This is a genomic window from Stenotrophomonas sp. 2619 (genome assembly GCF_040548725.1).
Taxonomy (GTDB): Bacteria; Pseudomonadota; Gammaproteobacteria; order Xanthomonadales; family Xanthomonadaceae; genus Stenotrophomonas; species Stenotrophomonas maltophilia_AP.
On sequence record NZ_JBEPSF010000006.1, the window covers coordinates 46049 to 64686 of the forward strand.

The window sequence follows — 18638 nt, forward strand, 5'->3', positions numbered from 1 at the left end:
GAGAGGTAGTGCGGAAGGAAGAAATCAGAAATCGAACTGCAGGCGGCCGGTCACTGCACGGGTACGGTCCACCGTGGTCGCGGCCAGGCGGTCGCGGTTGCGGCTTTCGATCAGGTTGAGCATGAAGCGCAGGTTCGGGCGCATGTACCAGTTGCCGCCCAGCGTCCATGCCTCGGTCTGTGCATCCCGCAAGTCCGGCTGGCCGATGAGGTGCTGGTCGCCGCGCATCTGGTCGTAGCGCAGCGCCACTTCGACGGCGCCGGCGGGGTGCTGGAAATCCTTGACCCGGCCGAACCGGCCGGTCTTGCGGTCGTACACGCGCGACTCGCCGGTGACGAACCAGCTCACCAGACCGTAGCCGGCCATCACCTTGCCGCGCTGGCTGCCGTCGTCGAAGGTGGCACCGCTGAACTCGCCCTGCCAGGACAACGGGCCGCGCACCTGCGCGTATTCCAGCGACCACTTGTTGACGTCGGTGTCGCGGCCGGCCGAGAAGTCGACCAGGGTCAGGCGGCTGTTGTCGGACAGGTGGCCGGCCGGGCGCGGGCGGATCCTCAGCCCGGGTACGCCGTTGGCGCCGGGATTGTCGTAGCGCTCGTGAGCCAGCGACAGGCCCAGGTGCAGCACCTCGCCGGCGGTGGCGCCCGGTGCCCAGGTGGCGCGGCCACCGGCCGCGCGGCCCTTGACCTGCCAGGCGTCGATGCTCTCCAGGCTGTAGGCGCTGGCCGCCCAGGTCATGTCACCGTGCGCGGCCTGCCACGAGGCACCCAGCCGGTACAGCGGGGCCAGCGTGGTGCCGGCGTTGCCGCGTTCCAGGAAGGTGCCGTAGTTGGAACTGGTGCGGTCGTCCAGCGAGAAGAACTGCTTGAACTGGCCCACGGTGAGCTTGCCGGCGTCACCGAAGCTGCGGCTGACGAACACGTCCTTGGCTTCCACCCGGTCACCGGAGAAGTCGGCTTCCAGCTTGTAGTCCACCACGAAGAACTTGCCCGACACGTCCACCCAGGCACGGCGGATCTCGGTGTCGTCCTTGTTGGGGGTGCCGCGGCTGTCGTTGCTGAAGTCGGCGAAATCCAGGTGCAGGCGGCCGCCAACGGTAGCGGTGACCGGGCGTTCATCGTCGGTGCCCTCGGCGGCCCAGACCGGCGCGGTCAGCAACAGCAGGGTGCAGGCAGCCGGCGTGCGCCAGCGCAGTGAGTTCAGTTCCACGGACCCTCCCAGGTACGTCAGTGCGGTGATGTCGGCAATGGCGTGGCAGGGGACTGCGACGCGATGGCGCAGCCTAGTGCCGGGAAGCTGTCATCCACCTGTCAGGGGTTTGTGCACTGCAGCGAAGCCCACGGCAGCGGCCGCTCGCGCTAGCATTCGTGCACCTTCGACGAATTGACCCGATGCGCCTGCTGCTGGTGGAAGACAACCCGGACCTGGCCGATGCCATCGTCCGCCGCATGCGCCGCAGTGGGCACGCGGTGGACTGGCAGAGCGACGGGCTGGCCGCGGCCAGCGTGCTGCGCTACCAGAGCTTCGACCTGGTGGTGCTGGACATCGGCCTACCCAAGCTGGATGGCCTGCGCGTGCTGGCCGGCATGCGCGAGCGCGGCGACAGCACCCCGGTGCTGATGCTGACCGCGCGCGACGGCATTGAAGACCGGGTGCAGGCGCTGGACGTGGGCGCGGACGACTACCTGGGCAAACCGTTCGATTTCCGCGAATTCGAGGCGCGCTGCCGGGTGCTGCTGCGGCGCACCCGCGGCCAGGCCAGCGAAGTGGTGCAGATCGGCACGTTCCAGTTCGACAACGCCTCGCACCGGGTCAGCCTGGACGGCCAGCCGATCGAACTGCCCAACCGCGAATACCGCCTGCTGGAAATCCTGATGGGCCGGCTGGGCCAGGTGGTGGGCAAGGATGAGATTGGCAACGGTCTGTTCGGCTTCGATGACGAGGCCGGCCCCAACGCGATCGAACTCTACGTGGGCCGCCTGCGTCGCAAGCTGGCCGACGCACCGCTGCGGATCGTCACCGTGCGCGGCAGCGGCTACCTGCTCGAAGCGCTGGGCGACGACGCCGGCAGTGCAGGCGGCGATGACGACTGACCCGCGCACCTCCGGTTCGATCCGGCACACGCTGTGGCTGTACCTGGGCGCGTTCCTGGCGCTGTTCGCGGTGGCGTTGCTGTTCGGCGCACGCGCCTACGGGCAACGTGCCGCCAACCGCTCCTATGACCACCTGCTGGTGTCCTCGGCGCTGTCGATCATCGACTCGGTGGCGCTGGTGGAGGCGCAATGGCAGGTGGACCTGCCGTATGCCGCGCTGGACCTGCTGGCCATGGCACCGGAGGACCGCGTGTTCTACCGCGTGTCCGACGCACGCGACCAGACGGTGACCGGGTACGCGGATCTGCCGCTGCCGCCGCACGCGCCCAGCGACCGCCCACAGCTGTTCGATGCCCCCTACAGCGGCGAGCAGGTGCGGTTCGTGGTGGTGGCGCGGCGGGTGTCCTCGCCGTCGGCGCAGGGCGAGGTTCGGGTGCAGGTGGGCCAGACCCGGCGCGCCCGTGAAGCGCTGGCGCAGGACATGGTCACCCGTGCGTTGCTGGCCATCGCGGTGCTGTCGCTGCTGTCGCTGGCCCTGGTGGGGCTCGGCGTGCACCGCGCGCTGCGCCCGCTGGTGCGGATGGAGCGCGAGCTGGCCCGTCGCGAACCGTCCGACCTGAAACCGCTCGACGCCAGCGTGCCGCGCGAGATGGACAAGATGGTGGGCGCATTGAACCACTTCATGGGCCGCCTGCAGGGCAGCAATGAAACCCTGCGGGCGTTCATGGCCGAGGCCGCGCACCAGATGCGCACGCCGCTGGCCGCGCTGCGCGCGCAGGCGCAGCTGGCCCTGGACGAGGAGGATCCCGAGGACATGCGGCGCAGCCTGCACGCCATCGAGCGCAACGCCACCCACATGAGCCGCCTGCTCAACCAGCTGCTCAGCGATGCCAGCGTGATCCACCGCGCCAACCTGCAGCGCTTCGCCCCGGTGGACCTGGCCGAAACCGTGCACCAGGCGCTGCACGAAGCACTGCCGCAGGCACTGCCGGCCCCGCGCGTGCAGCTGGCGGTGAGTGCCCAGGCGGCCTGGATACACGGCGACGCACTGCTGCTGCGCGAGGCCATCAAGAACCTGATCGACAACGCCCTCAAGTACGGCGGCGACGGTGCGCTGCAGGTGGCGCTGACCGAAGAGGCGCAGCATTGGGTGCTGACCATCGCCGACCACGGCCCGGGCATTGCCGCGGCCGATGCCGAGCGCGTGTTCGAGCGGTTCGCACGTGGTGAAGGGGCCGCCGCCGGCGGCGCCGGACTGGGGCTGGCCATCGTCAAGCGCGTGGTGGACAGCCATGGGGGCCAGATCGACCTGAGCAACCGCGTCGGAGGGGGCCTGGTGGCCACCATCCGCCTGCCGAGGATGCATGCATGAAGTACGCGTGGTTGTTGCTGTTGCTGACGTTGGGGGCAGGCCCGGTGCTGGCCGCGCCGGGCGATGTGCAGCGGTTCCCGGCCAAGGGCCCGGCGGTGGCGAAGCTGCGCATCCATGGCTCGACCGACATCGAGGTGTTCGCCACGGTGATTGCCGATTACCAGCGCCTGCACCCGGGCACCGAAATCCTCTACGAGGATGTGATCACCCAGGACATCTACGCGCGCTACCTGCGCGACCGCAGTGGCCCGCAGGCGCCGGACATGCTGATCAGCAGCGGCATGGACCTGCAGACCAAGCTGGTCAACGACGGCCACGCGCTGCCGCATCGCTCGGTGCAGACCGACGCCTTGCCCGCCTGGGCGCAGTGGCGCCACGAGGCCTTCGGGATCAGCTACGAGCCGGTGGCCATCGTCTACAACACCCGCACCCTGCCGGCCGCGCGGGTACCGCACACGCGCCGGCAACTGCTGGAACTACTGCGCGCCCCGGACGCGCCGCTGCAGGGCAGGGTGGGCACCTACGACGTGGAGCGCAGCAGCGTGGGCTACCTGCTGGCCACCCAGGACGGCCAGCGCGGCAGCATTGCCGGTGCGCTGCTGGGCGCGTTGGGCGACAACGGCGTGCACCTGGAAGAACGCACCGGCGTGCTGCTCGACCAGGTCAGCAGCGGCAAACTGTCCCTGGTCTACAACGTGCTGGGCTCCTACGCGCAGGCACGTATCGAAGCCGGCGCACCGCTGGGCATCGTTGAACCGGAGGACTACACGCTGGTGGTACTGCGCACCGCGGTGATTCCGCGCAGCAGCCCGCATCCGGACGAGGCGCGACGCTTCCTCGACTACCTGCTGTCGCCCCGCGGCCAGCGGGTACTCTCGCGCGAAGCCCGGCTGATGCCGATCCTGCCCGCACAGGGCCAGCAACGCGGCCGCTCGCCCGAACGCAGCTACCGCCCCATCCAGCTCGGCCCGGGCCTGCTCGTGTACCTGGACGGCCTCAAGCGCCGCCAGTTCCTCGACGCCTGGCGCGGCAGCATGCGGCAGCACGACGACCGCTGACAACCGCACCCGCGTAGCGCCGGGCTCTGCCCGACAACCCCACAACGATCCACGTAGCGCCGGGCTCTGCCCGGCAACGCCATGCCAACGATCCCCACGTAGTGCCGGGCTCTGCCCGGCAACCCCATAACAACGATCCCGCGTAGCGCCGGGCTCTGCCCGGCAACCCCATGACAACGATCCCCACGTAGCGCCGGGCTCTGCCCGGCAACGGCATTACAATTGACCGCATGAGCGAACTCACCGTCCTGATCGCCGACGACCACCCGCTGCTGCGCGCGGCCGTCGTCCATTCCCTGCGCCAATCGCTGCCGCAGGCGCAGGTGATCGAAGTGGCCAGCGCCGCCACGCTGGAAACCGCGCTGGACCAGCACCCGGAAATCGAACTGGTGCTGCTGGACCTGACCATGCCCGGCGCCCGCGGGTTTTCCTCGCTGCTGCACGTCCGCGGCGCGCACCCGGACATCCCGGTGGTCATCGTCTCCTCCAACGACCACCCCCGCGTGATCCGCCGTGCCCAGCAGTTCGGCGCGGCCGGCTTCATTCCCAAATCCGCCCCTGCCGAAACCATCGGCCAGGCGGTGGCGGCGGTGCTCGATGGCGGGATCTGGTTCCCGGCCATGGCACCGGAGCGCTCGGAGTCCGACGCGCTGCTAGCCGCACGCCTGGCCCAGCTCACCCCGCAGCAGTTCCGCGTGCTGCTGTGCCTGGCCGACGGCCTGCTCAACAAGCAGATCGCCTACGAACTGGGCCTGGCCGAAAACACGGTGAAGGTGCACGTCACCGCGATCCTGAAAAAGCTCGACTGCCACAGCCGCACCCAAGCCGCAGTGCTGGTGAAGGCGCTGGAGCCGGAAGGCGATGCCGGCGCAGGGCTGGACGGCTGACGCGCGAACCGCGATGCGTTGATGGAGGTAAGGTCGCATCCCGATCGACTGCCGAAAACCTGCGCAGCGTTCGGTGGTGGCATGACCTTGTGTCGAAGGCGGCTTCGTCGCAGATCATGCGTTCGCCGCGCGGATCAGCAAGGTCGGCAGTCGTTTGGGAACCGACCCTACCGCCGCAGCGCATCACGAACGTCACTGATGTGTGGGCCGAGGCAGGGTCGCATCTGCGGCATGCCGTGCCGGAGAAAATGCGCGGCCGGTTCATGCCCTGTGCCTTACCAACACCTGCGTCATCAACGCCCGCAACGCCGGTGGCCGTACCGGCTTGGACAGGAACCCCCACCCGTTCTCCACGGCCTGCGCCTTCAATGCGTCGTCGCGTTCAGCGGTGACCAGGATCACCGGCGGGCGCGCCTGCCACAGGTCACACAGCGCGTCGTACAAATCCGGGCCATGCCACTGGCCCATGCGCACGTCCAGCAGCAGCAACTGCGGCACGTTGAGCGCCGAGGCGATCTCCAACGCCGCCTGCGGGCCGTCGGCCAGCTCCACCGCGCAGCCCCAGCGCTCCAGCAGCGCGCGGGTGGCGGCGCACACGCGCGGGTCATCGTCGATGCTCCACACCCGGCAATGGCGCAACGGGCTGTCATCGCCGGCATCAGCGGACACGGCTGGCACCGGCGTCGGTGCCGGGATCGACGCCGCATCGCCCAGCGGCACGCTGACCGCGAACACGCTGCCGCGGCCCAGCGTGGAGCTCAGGTGGATGCCGTGGCCCAGCAGGCGGCCAATGCGTTCGACGATGGCCAGGCCCAGCCCGGCACCGCGCTCCTGTTCGACGCCGTCGTCCAGTCGGCGGAACTCTTCGAAGATCTCGCCCTGCAGGCTTTCCGGAATGCCCGGGCCCTGGTCGTGCACCTCGATGCGCAGCTGGTCGCCCACGCGCCGGCAGCCCAGCAGCACGCGCCCCCGCGGGGTGTAACGCAGCGCGTTGGACAGGAAATTCTGCAGGATCCGGCGCAGCAGCGCCTCGTCGCTGACCACCACCGCGCGGGTGTCCACCCAGCGCAGCTGCAGGCCGCGGCTATCGGCGGCAATGCCGAATTCGCGTGCCAGCGTTTCCAGCAGCGGCGACAGCGCGAACGCCTGCACCTGGGTCTGCAACGCGCCCGATTCCAGCCGGGAAATATCCAGCAGGCTGGTCAGGATCGCATCCTGCGCGGCCAGCGCCGCATCCACGTGTTCGCTCAACTCGCGCGCATCGCCCGCCAGCTTGCCGCGCAGCACCGACACGAACATGCGCGCGGCGTTCAAGGGCTGCAGCAGGTCGTGCACCGCCGAGGCCACGAAGCGGCTCTTGTAGCGGTTGGCGCGCTCGGCCTCGCGGCGCGCCTCGTCCAGGTCGCGGGTACGCTCGGCCACGCGGTGCTCCAGCGCATCGGCCAGCGAGCGCAGTTCACGCGCGGTGTTCTTGTAGGCGGTGATGTCGGCGTAGCTGGTGACAAAGCCGCCATCGGGCAGCGGATTGCCGCGGATCTCCAGCACGGTGCCGTCGTCCTTCTCGCTCTCGCGCATGTGCGGGCGGCCGCTGCGCAGGTGATTCAGGCGGCGCTCGATGGCTTCGTCGATCGGCCCCGGGCCCAGCAGGCCACGGCGTGCGTTGTAGCGGAAGATCTCCTCGATGGGGCGACCTTCGCGGATCAGGCCGGCCGGGAACTTGAACAGTTCCAGGTAGCGCGCATTCCAGGCCACCAGCTTCTGCGCGTTGTCGATCACCACCACGCCCTGCGGCAGGTGGGCCAGGCTGCGGCTGAGCCCGCTGTCGGCCTGCTGGGCGGCCTGCAGCACGCCGTCCTGCGCGGTGCGCAGCTCCTCGGCATGCTGGGCAAGCACGGTTTCCAGCTCACGCCGGCTGCGCTGCCGATGCGCATCCAGGCGCCGCCGCTGCTGCACGAACAGCACCAGGAAGCCCAGCGCCAGCCACGCCGCGCCGCCGCCGATGGCCGCACTGCGCCCGGCGCTGGTGGCCGCGCCGGCATCGTGCAGCAGGTGCAGGTTCCAGTGCTCTTCGGGCAAGGCCAGGCTCTGCCACAGCATCGGCCCGGGCAGCACCGGGTCGAGCAGGCGCACCATGCGCCCGCCGTTCTCAAGCACATCTTCGGTGCGCACCCGCAGCGGCTGCAGCGAGCGGTCGGCGTACTGCCGCGCCTCCAGCATCTCGCGACGCTCGCCCGGCCCCAACGGGCGCAGCAGACGGTAGCGCCAGGCATCGCGGTTGGCCAGGAACACCACGTCGTGCTCGTCGCTGGCCAGCACCACGTCCGGGCTGGACAGCCATTCCTGTTCCAGTGCCGATAGTTCGATCTTGATCACCACCACGCCGATGCGCCGGCCGTCTTCCTCGATGGCCTGCGACAGGAAGTAGCCGGGCACGCCGGTGGTCATGCCGATGCCGTAGAAGCGGCCACGGCCGGTGGCCAATGCCTGGCGGTAATAGGGGCGGTAGCTGTAGTCCTCGCCCACGTTGCTGCTGCGCTGGTCCCAGTTGCTGGCGGCCACGGCCACGCCGTCGTGCCCGACCAGGGTCAGGGTGGAGGCGCGGGTGACCTGGTTGGCACGCTGCAGTTTCAGGTTCAGGCGCTGCCGGGCGGCGGCGTCGGGCACCTGCAGCAGCGCGCGGCGCAGGTCCGGGTCCAGTGCCAGCACCTGCGGCAGGGTGCCGAAGCGGTCGATGCGTTGTTGCAGGCCCTGGCCGTACAGTTCCAGCTGGCGCTGCACCTGCGCGCTTTCGGTGGCCAGCGCACGGCGCCACGCATAGTGCCCGGCGGCGGCCGCGCACAGCACGGTACCGCCGATCATCAGCAGCAGGGTGAGCAACAGGGTGCGGTGGCGGCCGAGCCAGTACATGGCGGCAGTCTACGGTCGTGCGGCGGGCGCGGTGTACACGCCCGCCGCGATGCCGATCAGAAGTGCATCTGGGCGCGCAGTTCGAAGATTTCCGGCGTGGTGTGCACGCCGCGACGGCTGGCGTCGGCCTTGACGTAGTTGGCCTGGAACTTGAAGTGGCTGGTGAGGTACCAGTTGGCGCCCAGGGTCCAGTCGTGCTGGCGGCCACCGAAGACATCGGCGTCGTCCAGGTCCAGGCGGCTGTAACGGGCCACCAGTTCCACCGCGCCGTAGTCGTGGGCCGGCTTGATGTTGGCCACCGCGCCCGCGCTGTATGGACGCGATTCGCCGGTGAGCACCCAGCTGGCCATGGCGTACTGGCCGTTGCCGGTGTAGTCCGGCTTGCCCTCACGGGTCACGGTGGTCTGCAGCGCTTCGGCCTGCAGCGAGAACGGGCCGCGGATCCAGATGCCTTCCAGGCCGGTACGGCGGATCTGGTCGGCGGTGGCCAGCGCGCCCGAATCCACCAGGCGGATGTCGGTCAGGCCGGCTTCCGGACGGGCGCGCAGGCGGGCGCTGGCCTCGTGGTGCACGTCGCGGCCATCGCGGTAACCACGCGGGTTTTCCTGCGAGTAGGCCAAGCCCAGGTGCAGCACGTCGCCGGCGGCCTTGACCGGGGTCCACACCGCACGCACGGCCTGGGTGGTGCCGGGGTTGTCGCCCTGCAGGTCCTTGCCGCCGTAGGCGCCTGCCTGCAGCAGGTACTGCGGGCGTTCCAGCACCCATTCGGCACCGGTGCGGCGGCCTTCGTAGAACGCCTGCACGGGCAGGGCGGTTTCCAGGAAGCTGCCGGCGCGCGAGGAGGTGCCCGCGTCCAGGCCCACCGGGGTCTTCATGTAGCCGAAGCGGAAACGGCCGATGTCGCTGCCGAAGAAGGCCTTGCTCTCAAAACGCACGAACACGTCCAGCCAGGTGTCGGCCTGGAAGTCGTAATACACCATCGCGTCGTACACGCCCTTCTTCTTCAGGGTGGCGCCGAATTCCTTGCGGCGCACCGCGTCATCGTCTTCGATGCCGCTGTTGCCGGAAAAATCGTTGAGGTCGTAGGCGATGTTGGCGGTGGCAGCCAGTTCGGTGCCATCGCTGAAGGCGACCTTGGTCGGCCAGTTGTCGAAGTCGGCGGCCGAAGCCAGGGCGGGGGTAGCAGCCAGGCACAGGGCCAGCAGGGTCGGGGTCGGGCGCATGGACGTGCAGCTCTCTCTTTGAGACGGGACAGGACAACAACGGCCGCAGCGCCGGAAACTGTTGCCCAGCCGGGCCGCGCGCGTCACTTGCCGCCGTGGGGGAGGGCGGTGTGGGGCGCAGTGTAGGCACCCAACGCCACCTGAACCGGGGGGCTAGTACCAATAGGTTATCTGCGCGGCGGTGACTCGCGCGTACAAATGCGTCCATCCGCCGCGACCCTCGATGCACGATCCGGGCTGCGGTGTTCCCCACGGAACCGGCCCGCACACGTGCAGGCCGGACGCGCCGATACCGTCCCTCCGGAGTCCGCCATGCACATTCCCACCGCCGCCCCCGTCGCGGCCAAGCCGCTGCCGTTCTACCGCCAACTGTATTTCCAGGTGGTGGTGGCGATCGTCCTCGGCGCCATCCTGGGCCACTTCGAGCCGGCCTTCGCCGAATCGCTGAAGCCGCTCGGCGATGCCTTCATCAAGCTGGTGAAGATGATCATCGCCCCGGTCATCTTCCTGACCATCGTCACCGGCATCGCCGGCATGACCCACCTGCGCACCGTGGGCCGGGTGTTTGCCAAGTCGATGGCCTACTTCCTGTTCTTCTCCACCCTGGCCCTGATCGTGGGCATGGTGGTGGCGCACGTGGTCCAGCCCGGCGCCGGCATGAACATCAACCCGGCCGACCTGGACCAGACCGCGGTCCACAGCTACGTGGAAAAGTCCCATGAGCTGACCCTGACCGGCTTTGCGATGGACATCATCCCGGCCACCCTGGTCAGCGCCTTCGTCGACGGCAACATCCTGCAGGTGCTGTTCGTGGCGGTGCTGTTCGGCGTGGCCCTGGCCCTGACCGGTGCCAAGGGCCGCCCGGTGCTGACCTTCCTGGAGGCGCTGACCGCCCCGGTGTTCCGCCTGGTCCACATCCTGATGAAGGCCGCCCCGATCGGCGCCTTCGGTGCCATCGCCTTCACCATCGGCAAGTACGGGGTGGGCTCGCTGGTCAACCTGGCCTGGCTGGTGGGCTCGTTCTACCTCACCGCCTTCCTGTTCGTGGCGGTCATCCTGGGCGTGGTCTGCCGCCTGTGCGGGTTCTCGGTGTTCAAGCTGGCCCGTTACCTGAAGGCCGAACTGCTGCTGGTGCTGGGCACCTCCTCGTCGGAGTCGGCGCTGCCGTCGCTGATGGAGAAGATGGAGCGCGCCGGCTGCGCCAAGTCGGTGGTGGGCCTGGTGGTACCCACCGGCTACTCGTTCAACCTGGACGGCACCAACATCTACATGACCCTGGCCGCGCTGTTCATCGCCCAGGCCACCAACACCGAGCTGACCCTGGGCCACCAGATCGCGCTGCTGCTGGTGGCGATGCTGAGCTCCAAGGGCGCTGCCGGCGTCACCGGGGCCGGCTTCATCACCCTGGCCGCCACCCTGGCCGTGGTGCCGGAAGTGCCGGTGGCCGGCATGGCGCTGATCCTGGGCGTGGACCGCTTCATGAGCGAATGCCGCTCGCTGACCAACTTCATTGGCAATGCCGTGGCCACCGTGGTGGTGTCGCGCTGGGAAGGCGCGCTGGACCGCGACCGCCTGGCGCTGGCCCTGGACGGCCGCGAGGCCGAACTGCCGGCGCTGACCACCGACGACCTGCCGTCGCCGCTGACCGCCCCGGCCCGCTGATACCCGTTTGATGCTTGCGTGTGTTGCAGGGCCTGCCCCGTCCCCCCGGATGGCAGGCCCTGATTTTTTGTCCACGTACCGTCGGTGATGCGGGTTGTCATCGCACTGCGCCACGCTGCGCATACGCTGCCGGACGGCGCGAATATGTGCGGTTGCAGCATGATCGCGACAGCGTAGCGACAGGTCCATCCACGCCAACGGGGGTATGATCCCCTGTTCCTCTCGCCCATTCATCTGCAGAAAGCGATGTCCAACGAAGATTTCAAACAGGCTGCCCTCGATTACCACCGCATGTCGCCGCCGGGCAAGATCCGCGTCGCAGCGACCAAGCCGATGCTGACCCAGCGTGATCTGTCGTTGGCGTACTCGCCGGGCGTGGCACACGCCTGCGAGGCGATCATGGCCGACCCGCAGCAGGCCAGCGAACTGACCGCCCGCGGCAACCTGGTCGCCGTCATTTCCAACGGCACCGCCGTGCTGGGCCTGGGCAACATCGGCCCGCTGGCCGGCAAGCCGGTGATGGAAGGCAAGGGCGTGCTGTTCCAGAAGTTCGCCGGCATCGATGTGTTCGACATCGAGATCGACGAGAACGACCCGGACAAGCTGGTCGACATCATCGCCTCGCTGGAGCCGACCTTCGGCGGCATCAACCTGGAAGACATCAAGGCCCCGGAATGCTTCATCGTCGAGCGCAAGCTGCGCGAGCGGATGAACATCCCGGTATTCCATGACGACCAGCACGGCACCGCGATCATCGTCGGTGCCGCGGTGCTCAACGCCATGGTCGTGACCGGCAAGCGCATCGAAGACGTCAAGCTGGCCACCACCGGCATGGGCGCGGCGGGCATCTCCTGCGTCAACATGCTGGTCTCGCTGGGCCTGAAGAAAGAGAACATTCTGGCCTTCGACCGCGACGGCGTGATCCACACCGGCCGCACCGACCTGGACCCGGAAAAGGCGCGTTACGCACGCGACACCGACAAGCGCACGCTGGCCGAGATCGTCGACGGCGCCGATATCTTCCTGGGCCTGTCGGCCCCGGGCATCCTCACCGCGGACATGGTCAAGACCATGGCCAAGGACCCGGTGATCTTCGCGCTGGCCAACCCGACCCCGGAAATCATGCCGGAAGTGGCCCGTTCGGTCCGTCCCGACGCGCTGATCGGCACCGGTCGTTCGGACTACCCGAACCAGATCAACAACGTGCTGTGCTTCCCGTACCTGTTCCGCGGTGCGCTGGACGTGGGTGCCACGGCGATCAACGAGGAAATGAAGATCGCCTGCGTGCACGCGATCGCCGCGATGGCACGCCGCGAGGCCAGCGACCTGGGCTCGGCCTACGGCGATGAGACCCCGAGCTTCGGCCGTGATTACCTGATTCCGCGTCCGTTCGACCGCCGCCTGCTGGTGGAGCTGTCCGCCGCCGTGGCCCAGGCCGCGATGGATTCGGGCGTGGCGACCCGCCCGGTGGCCGACATGGGCGCCTACCGCGAGAAGCTGGCCCAGTTCGTCTACCGCACCAGCCTGATGATGAAGCCGGTGTACGACCGTGCGCGCGCCGACAAGCAGCGCGTCGTCTACGCCGAGGGCGAAGAGGAAGTGGTGCTGCGCGCCGTGCAGAACGTGGTGGATGAAGGGCTGGCCCGTCCGATCCTGATCGGCCGCCCGGACGTCATCGAATCGCGCATCGAGCGCTTGGGCCTGCGCATGAAGGCCGGTGATGATTTCGACATTACCAACATCAACGACGACCCGCGCTTCAACGATTACTGGCAGTACTACCACAACCTCACCGGGCGTCGCGGCGTGACCGTGGCGGCGGCCAAGAACCTGATGCGTTCGCGGCCGACGTTGATCGCCGCGGTGATGGTGGCACGCGGCGAAGCCGACGCCATGCTGACCGGCGTGGTCGGCCGCTTCCACAAGAAGCTGGGCTACGTGCGCAGCGTGTTGCCGCTGGAATCGAAGGTGACCTCGACCTCGGCGATGACCGGCGTGATCAACCAGCAGGGCGTGTTCTTCTTCGTGGACACCCACGTGCAGGAAGACCCGACCGCCGAGCAGATCTGCGAAGCGACCCTGCAGGCGGCCTACCGCATGAAGCTGTTCGGGATCGAACCGAAGGTGGCGCTGCTGTCGCACTCCAACTTCGGCAGCCACGATTCCCGCGACGCGCTGAAGATGCGCACCGTGCGTTCGCTGCTGCTCAAGCGCAACCCGCGCCTGAACGTGGACGGTGAAATGCAGGGCGACACCGCATGGGACGAGGCACTGCGCCAGAAGCTGCTGCCCGACAGCACGCTGAAGGGCCGCGCCAACCTGTTCGTGCTGCCCAACCTGGAAGCGGCCAACATCGCCTACAACCTGGTGCGCGTGTTCACCGACGGCGTGGCGATCGGCCCGATCCTGATGGGCGTGGCCAAGCCGGTGCACATCCTGACCACCAGCGCGACCTCGCGCCGCGTGCTCAACATGACCGCCATCGCGGCCGTGGATGCGCAGATCCGGAAGCAACTGGAGGCCGAGAAGAACGCCTAAGGCGTTCTTCTCCCTGCAGTTGCCAAAACGCGCCCTACGGGGCGCGTTTTTGGTTTCGCGCCGCAAAACCGGTAGCCACCGACGTTGGTCGGCCGGCGTCGTACGCTGCCATACGCACGCCGCACCCCGGTCACCCGCCTGCAACCTGCCGAGGGCCCAATACACCCACGCGGCCCGGCCGCGGCGGCGGGCCACCGGCTCCCGCCGCCCTGGGCCCGACCAGATCCCCCTGCGAGTCCGGAGCCGTGCCATGCGCCATCGAATGACCCACCGCTATTTCAAGCAGTTGTTTGCGTTGTATGCCGGCTTGGTGGGCGCGCGCTGACCCACGAAAGCGTACCGACCCACGGTCGGTACCCGCCGTACCCCGGCCCACCGCGGGACTCAACGCGCCTGCACGTACGCCGCCCACAGCGCCGGCAGCGCCATGCCGGTGCGGGCTTGCCACAATGCCGGCGTGTAACGCCCGTCGCGCAATGCGCCGTCCAGTGCCTTGACCAGCCCCGGATGCTGCCCCTCGCTCCACGCCAGGAACGCACCGGTCACCCGGTAGCCGGTGTCGAAGTTCTGCCCGTCCTTCACCGCCGTCGGCAGTGCCCAGCCCGCGGCCGCATTTTCCCGCCCGTAACGAGCACGCGCGTAGTCGGCAATGCCTTCCACCAGCCAGCCCGGCACGCGTTCATTGGCGTATTCGGGGTAGCCCTGCACGATGTGCATCGCCTCGTGGGTGACCAGGTCGACGTCGTCGGGGTGCTTGGCCAGCCAGGCCGGATTGATGGTGATGGTGGCCGCGCCCTTGCCCTCGCCGACGAAGGCGATGCCGTCGTAGCCCGGATCGATCACGATCCGCACCTGCGAGGGCGCGCCCGGATGGAAGTCGGCGCGCTCGCGCACGTACGCGGCGAAGAACGTGTCGATGATGCGCGTGCGCATCGGGGCGGCCAGCGCATCGGCCGGATCGCTGTAGCGCAACGTCACGCCCTCGCGCTGCTGGCTGGCCTCGAACGCAGCCGCATCAAACCCCACCAACGCCCCCAGCAACACGGCAAGGCCGGCCGCTGACCGGCCCCAGGCACCCACCGGCACACGCGCCCCGGTAGCGCCGGCCGCTGGCCGGCCCCAGGCAACCACCGACACACGCGCCCCGGTATCGCCGGCCGCTGGCCGTCTCCCCGCAACAATCGACACGCGAGCGCCGGTATCGCCGGCCGCTGGCCGGCTCCCCGCAACAATCGACACGCGAGCCCCGGTTGCGCCGGCCGCTGGCCGGCTCCCCGCACCCCAAGCCGCCGCCCGCTTCAAAAACCCACGCATGCCCATGCTCACTGCTCCCCCATGGGTGCCAGCAACTCCACTTCGGCCAACTGCATCCGCCCCGGCGCGGCGATGCGCAGCCGGTACTCGGCGTATCGCCCGGGTTTGCCAATGGCGAACGGCCGGGTCTGCAGCGCCCAGGCAAAGTCCTCGCCGCGGCGCTCGTCCAGCGTGACCCAACGGCCGCCCGTGCGGCGGGCTTCCAGCGTCCATGCACCGCCGCGGATCGCGGCGTTGCCACTGGTCAGCGTGTACATCGAGGGCGTGCCATCGCTCACCCCGCTGAACACCACCGTGCCTGCGCCCACCGGCACCGTCGTGCCGGCATCGTCATCCAGCAGGTCCGGCACTGGCCGGCCATCGGCCAGCTGCGCGCGTGCGCCGCTGCCCAGCAGGTCATGCAGCAGGGCGGGGCGCTGGCCGCGTGCGGTGAGCGAGCGCGGCGCATCGTCCGGGCCGCTGCCCCAGGTCGAGGGCTGCGGGCCCATCACGAAGTCCAGCGTGGCGCCCTTGGCGATCACCTCGTGCGGCACCCAGGTCTTCGACCAGGGTTTGCCGTTGATCTTCAGCGACTGCACGTACACGTTCTCGCGCGAGTTGTTGGCGGCATTTACCGTCAGCACCGCGCCGCCCTGCAGTTCCACCCGTGCATGGCGGAACGCCGGTGAACCGATCGCGTATTCGGGCGCGCCCATGCGCAGCGGGTACAGGCCCAGTGAGGCCAGCACGTACCACGCCGAGGTTTCGCCATTGTCCTCATCGCCCGGATACCCCTGGCCGATCTCGCTGCCCACGTACAGCCGCGCCAGAATCTCGCGCACGTGCTGCTGGGTCTTCCACGGCTGCCCGGCGTACAGGTACATCCAGGGGATGTGGTGGGCCGGCTGGTTGCTGTGCGCGTACATGCCCATGCGCACGTCGCGCGCCTCGGTCATCTCGTGGATGGTGCCGCCGTAGGAGCCGGCGAAGGCGGGATCGGCGGTTTCCGGGGTGGCGAAGAAGGCGTCGAGCTTGGCGGCCAGCTGCGCGCGGCCGCCATACAGCCCGGCCAGGCCCTCGCCGTCGTGCGCGGCGGTGAAGGCGAAGGTCCAGCCGTTGCTCTCGGTGTAGTCGTGGCCCCACACGCGCGGGTCGTAGTCCTTGGCGGCCAGGCGCCAGTGTCCGTCGGCGGTACGGCCCTGGAAGAACCCGGCGGCCGGGTCGAACAACGTGGCGTAGGTGCCGGCGCGATGGCTGAAATAGTCGGCCTCGGTGGCATAGCGTTCGCGTGCGGCGGCGCTGCCGGCGCGCTTGGCCAGCGCTTCGGCCATGTTGGCGATGCCGAAGTCGTTGAGCGCGCCTTCCATCGTCCACGACATGCCTTCATGCACGTCGGCACTGGCGTAGCCCCGGAAGGTGGAGCGGTCCATGCCCTTGCGCCCGACATGGCGGTCGGGCGGTACCACGGTGGCGTTCTTCAGCGCGGCCGCATAGGCCTCCTCCGGGTCGAAGCCGCCGATGCCCTTCAGCCAGGCATCGGCGAAGGCCACGTCCGAACTGGTGCCCACCATCAGGTCGGCGTAGCCGGGCGAGGACCAGCGCGCCACCCAGCCGCCAGCGCGGTACTGCTCCAGGAAGCCCTGCACCAGCGCACCGGCGTCGTTCTTGGTGAACAACGCATAGGCCGGCCAGGTGGTGCGGAAGGTGTCCCAGAAGCCGTTGTTGACGTACACCTTGCCGTCGCGCACCGGGGCGAAACTGCGCGTGGCGCTGCCGTCGGTGTTGTCCTCGGCGGCGCTGGCCTGGCTGGCGTAGCGCCATTCGGGCGCGGCGGCGCTGCCCACGTTCTCGTGGCCGGAGTTCGGGTACAGGTACAGCCGGTACAGGCTGGAATACAGCGTGGTCTTCTGGTCGTCGCTGGCATCGCCGATGTCGAACGGGGCCAGCCGTGCATCCCACGCGTCCTGCGCGCGTGCCGCCACGCGGTCGAGCGTGTCATCGGCGGCCAGCTCCAGGGCCAGGTTGTGGCGGGCCTGCTCAACGGAGATCAACGAAGTGGCAATGCGCATGGTGACCGTGCGCGTGCTGCCCGCATCGAACTTGATGTAGCCGGTGGGGCGGCCGGTGGTGATCTGGCCGCTGCTGCGCCAGGGCGCGTCGAAGCTGGCCACCACGTACATGCGGGTGGCGCCGTTGGACAGGCCGCTGCGCGTGTCGGTGTAGCCGGACAGCGTCTGCGTGGCCGCGTCCAGGGTCAGCCCGCCGCGTGCGTCGACGTTGTCGAACAGCAGGTTGGCGTCGCCCTTCTCGGGGAAGGTGAAGTGGAACAGCGCGGCATGGTCGGTGGGCGCGATCGCCGCAGCGATGCCGTTGTCGAACCGGACGTCGTAGCGGTACGGGCGCGCGCGCTCGTTGTCGCGCGAGAACGACAGCGCACGTTTGCCGCGGTCGGCCTCGGGCACGCCGCGGGCGCTGGACGGCATCACCTGGAAGGTCTGGCGGTCGCCCATCCACGGGCTGGGCTGGTGGCTCAGGGCCAGTGCCTGCAGCTGCGGCCGGTTGCGCGCGTCGTTCTGTTCGTTCCAGCGGTACAGCCAGTTCAACGCGCCGGCATCGGTGACCGGGGTCCAGAAGTTGAAGCCGTGCGGCACCGCCGTGGCGGGGAAGTTGTTGCCGCGCGAGAAGGTGCCGTTGGCCTGCGTGCCGCGCGTGGTCAGCACCCAGTCCGACGGGCGCTGCGGCGCGGTGCGCGGCTGCGCGCCCAGCTGCACGTCGTCGATCCAGCCCGACACCGGCGCACCGGCCGCGCTGGCCACCTGCAGTTCCACCGCCACCACGCGGCGGCCACGCAGCGCCGGCACCTCGCCCAGGCGCACGGCCTTGCGCGCCCACTGCTGCGGGTACAGCGTCTTCGAGTCGCCCTGCGCGGTCGCGCCCAGCGCACTGCCATGCTGGTCGCGGGCGTCGCTGGCCGACACCCGGCTGCCGTCGTCCAGCAGCAGGTCCAGCGACACATAAGTGGAAGCCACGGTGTCAGCACCGACAATTTCCGGCAGCACCAGCCAGCTCAGCGTGGTGTCGGCCTCGATGGTCACGTCGGTGTTGAACAGGCGGCGCTGCTGGGTGCCGCCGCTGCCGGTGTAATGCAGCGCACGCAGGCCGCTGTAGCCGACCCCGGGCTTGGCCGCATACGGCGCGCGCGGACCGCCGCCCACCTCCACCTGCAGGGCCTGCGTGCCGGCCAGCGGCGCCGGTTCGCCGCGCTCGAAAGAGGTCTGCAGGCCCTGGCCCAGGGCGGGCAGGGCAAGCGAGGCGCACGCCACGGCAAGGGCGAGCGGCAGCAGGGCGTGGCGGGCAGGGCGCGGGGCAGGCAGGGTCATGCAGGGAACTCCCGGGAAGGGCAGGCGGCAGGCAAAGCCCGCATCGGCGACCTCGGCAGACAGGCAGCACCCCGGCCGCCGGGGGCGGGCACAAGGGCGATGCAGGTCCGGCGGGGGACGGGCCATGCGATCGGGGCAGGAATCGAACCGGACCGATGCTGCAACAGCCGGGGCGATGCTGGCAAGTGCCATTTAGTTCGATCCAAACCTGAAGAATCAGCCACT

The 18638-nt window shown here is 69.2% G+C and carries 11 protein-coding genes; 6 read left to right on the plus strand and 5 right to left on the minus strand.

Features of this window, described 5'->3' with window-relative positions; translation table 11 throughout:
• Positions 1-24: 24 nt before the first annotated feature.
• The gene (locus ABIA71_RS07735; RefSeq protein ID WP_354284484.1) at positions 25-1209 is read right to left on the minus strand and encodes an OprO/OprP family phosphate-selective porin; all 1185 of its coding nucleotides are present in this window, start codon (positions 1207-1209) and stop codon (positions 25-27) included.
• A 182-nt stretch (positions 1210-1391) separates the two neighbouring features.
• On the opposite strand from ABIA71_RS07735, the gene ABIA71_RS07740 reads away from it, so the two are divergent.
• From ABIA71_RS07740 to ABIA71_RS07755, 4 genes are all read left to right on the plus strand, one after another.
• The gene (locus ABIA71_RS07740) at positions 1392-2093 is read left to right on the plus strand and encodes a response regulator (RefSeq protein ID WP_314403520.1); all 702 of its coding nucleotides are present in this window, start codon (positions 1392-1394) and stop codon (positions 2091-2093) included.
• Positions 2083-3465, plus strand: a complete 1383-nt coding sequence (locus ABIA71_RS07745) for a sensor histidine kinase N-terminal domain-containing protein (RefSeq protein WP_354284486.1) — start codon at positions 2083-2085, stop codon at positions 3463-3465. The genes ABIA71_RS07740 and ABIA71_RS07745 overlap by 11 nt, the downstream gene beginning before the upstream one ends.
• Positions 3462-4523: an ABC transporter substrate-binding protein gene (locus ABIA71_RS07750; RefSeq protein ID WP_354284488.1), complete on the plus strand. Its 1062-nt coding sequence runs from the start codon at positions 3462-3464 to the stop codon at positions 4521-4523. Before ABIA71_RS07745 ends, ABIA71_RS07750 begins: the two co-directional genes overlap by 4 nt.
• Positions 4524-4753: 230 nt before the next feature.
• A complete protein-coding gene (locus tag ABIA71_RS07755; RefSeq protein ID WP_354284490.1) occupies positions 4754-5410 on the plus strand; it encodes a LuxR C-terminal-related transcriptional regulator in 657 nt (218 codons plus the stop codon).
• Between the two features lie 261 nt (positions 5411-5671).
• Here ABIA71_RS07755 and ABIA71_RS07760 read toward each other — a convergent pair whose 3' ends face one another.
• Positions 5672-8317, minus strand: coding sequence for a hybrid sensor histidine kinase/response regulator (locus ABIA71_RS07760; RefSeq protein ID WP_354284492.1), 2646 nt, complete (start codon positions 8315-8317; stop codon positions 5672-5674).
• A 56-nt stretch (positions 8318-8373) separates the two neighbouring features.
• Positions 8374-9540 (minus strand): OprO/OprP family phosphate-selective porin, encoded by a 1167-nt coding sequence (locus tag ABIA71_RS07765; RefSeq protein WP_354284494.1) that lies wholly within the window; start codon positions 9538-9540, stop codon positions 8374-8376.
• Between the two features lie 312 nt (positions 9541-9852).
• Between ABIA71_RS07765 and ABIA71_RS07770 the strand changes: the two genes are divergently transcribed.
• Positions 9853-11202: a dicarboxylate/amino acid:cation symporter gene (locus tag ABIA71_RS07770; protein WP_038686359.1), complete on the plus strand. Its 1350-nt coding sequence runs from the start codon at positions 9853-9855 to the stop codon at positions 11200-11202.
• 246 nt (positions 11203-11448) lie between these two features.
• Entirely contained in the window at positions 11449-13740 is a 2292-nt protein-coding gene (locus tag ABIA71_RS07775) for an NADP-dependent malic enzyme (RefSeq protein WP_354284496.1), read from the plus strand.
• 384 nt (positions 13741-14124) lie between these two features.
• On the opposite strand, the gene ABIA71_RS07780 is transcribed toward ABIA71_RS07775, so the two are convergent.
• Positions 14125-14766 carry a basic secretory protein-like protein gene (locus ABIA71_RS07780; RefSeq protein ID WP_354284498.1) on the minus strand — a complete coding sequence of 214 codons (642 nt, stop codon included), beginning with the start codon at positions 14764-14766 and terminating at the stop codon, positions 14125-14127.
• Positions 14767-15062: 296 nt separating this feature from the next.
• Positions 15063-18413 carry a GH92 family glycosyl hydrolase gene (locus ABIA71_RS07785; protein WP_354284500.1) on the minus strand — a complete coding sequence of 1117 codons (3351 nt, stop codon included), beginning with the start codon at positions 18411-18413 and terminating at the stop codon, positions 15063-15065.
• Positions 18414-18638: the final 225 nt, after the last annotated feature.

Bases quoted from the DNA above. Each gene is read 5' to 3' on its own strand.
- ABIA71_RS07740 (WP_314403520.1), top strand. From the start codon at position 1,392: ATGCGCCTGCTGCTGGTGGAAGACAACCCGGACCTGGCCGATGCCATC.
- ABIA71_RS07745 (WP_354284486.1), top strand. From the start codon at position 2,083: ATGACGACTGACCCGCGCACCTCCGGTTCGATCCGGCACACGCTGTGG.
- ABIA71_RS07750 (WP_354284488.1), top strand. From the start codon at position 3,462: ATGAAGTACGCGTGGTTGTTGCTGTTGCTGACGTTGGGGGCAGGCCCG.
- ABIA71_RS07755 (WP_354284490.1), top strand. From the start codon at position 4,754: ATGAGCGAACTCACCGTCCTGATCGCCGACGACCACCCGCTGCTGCGC.
- ABIA71_RS07760 (WP_354284492.1), bottom strand. From the start codon at position 8,317: ATGTACTGGCTCGGCCGCCACCGCACCCTGTTGCTCACCCTGCTGCTG.
- ABIA71_RS07765 (WP_354284494.1), bottom strand. From the start codon at position 9,540: ATGCGCCCGACCCCGACCCTGCTGGCCCTGTGCCTGGCTGCTACCCCC.
- ABIA71_RS07770 (WP_038686359.1), top strand. From the start codon at position 9,853: ATGCACATTCCCACCGCCGCCCCCGTCGCGGCCAAGCCGCTGCCGTTC.
- ABIA71_RS07775 (WP_354284496.1), top strand. From the start codon at position 11,449: ATGTCCAACGAAGATTTCAAACAGGCTGCCCTCGATTACCACCGCATG.
- ABIA71_RS07785 (WP_354284500.1), bottom strand. From the start codon at position 18,413: ATGACCCTGCCTGCCCCGCGCCCTGCCCGCCACGCCCTGCTGCCGCTC.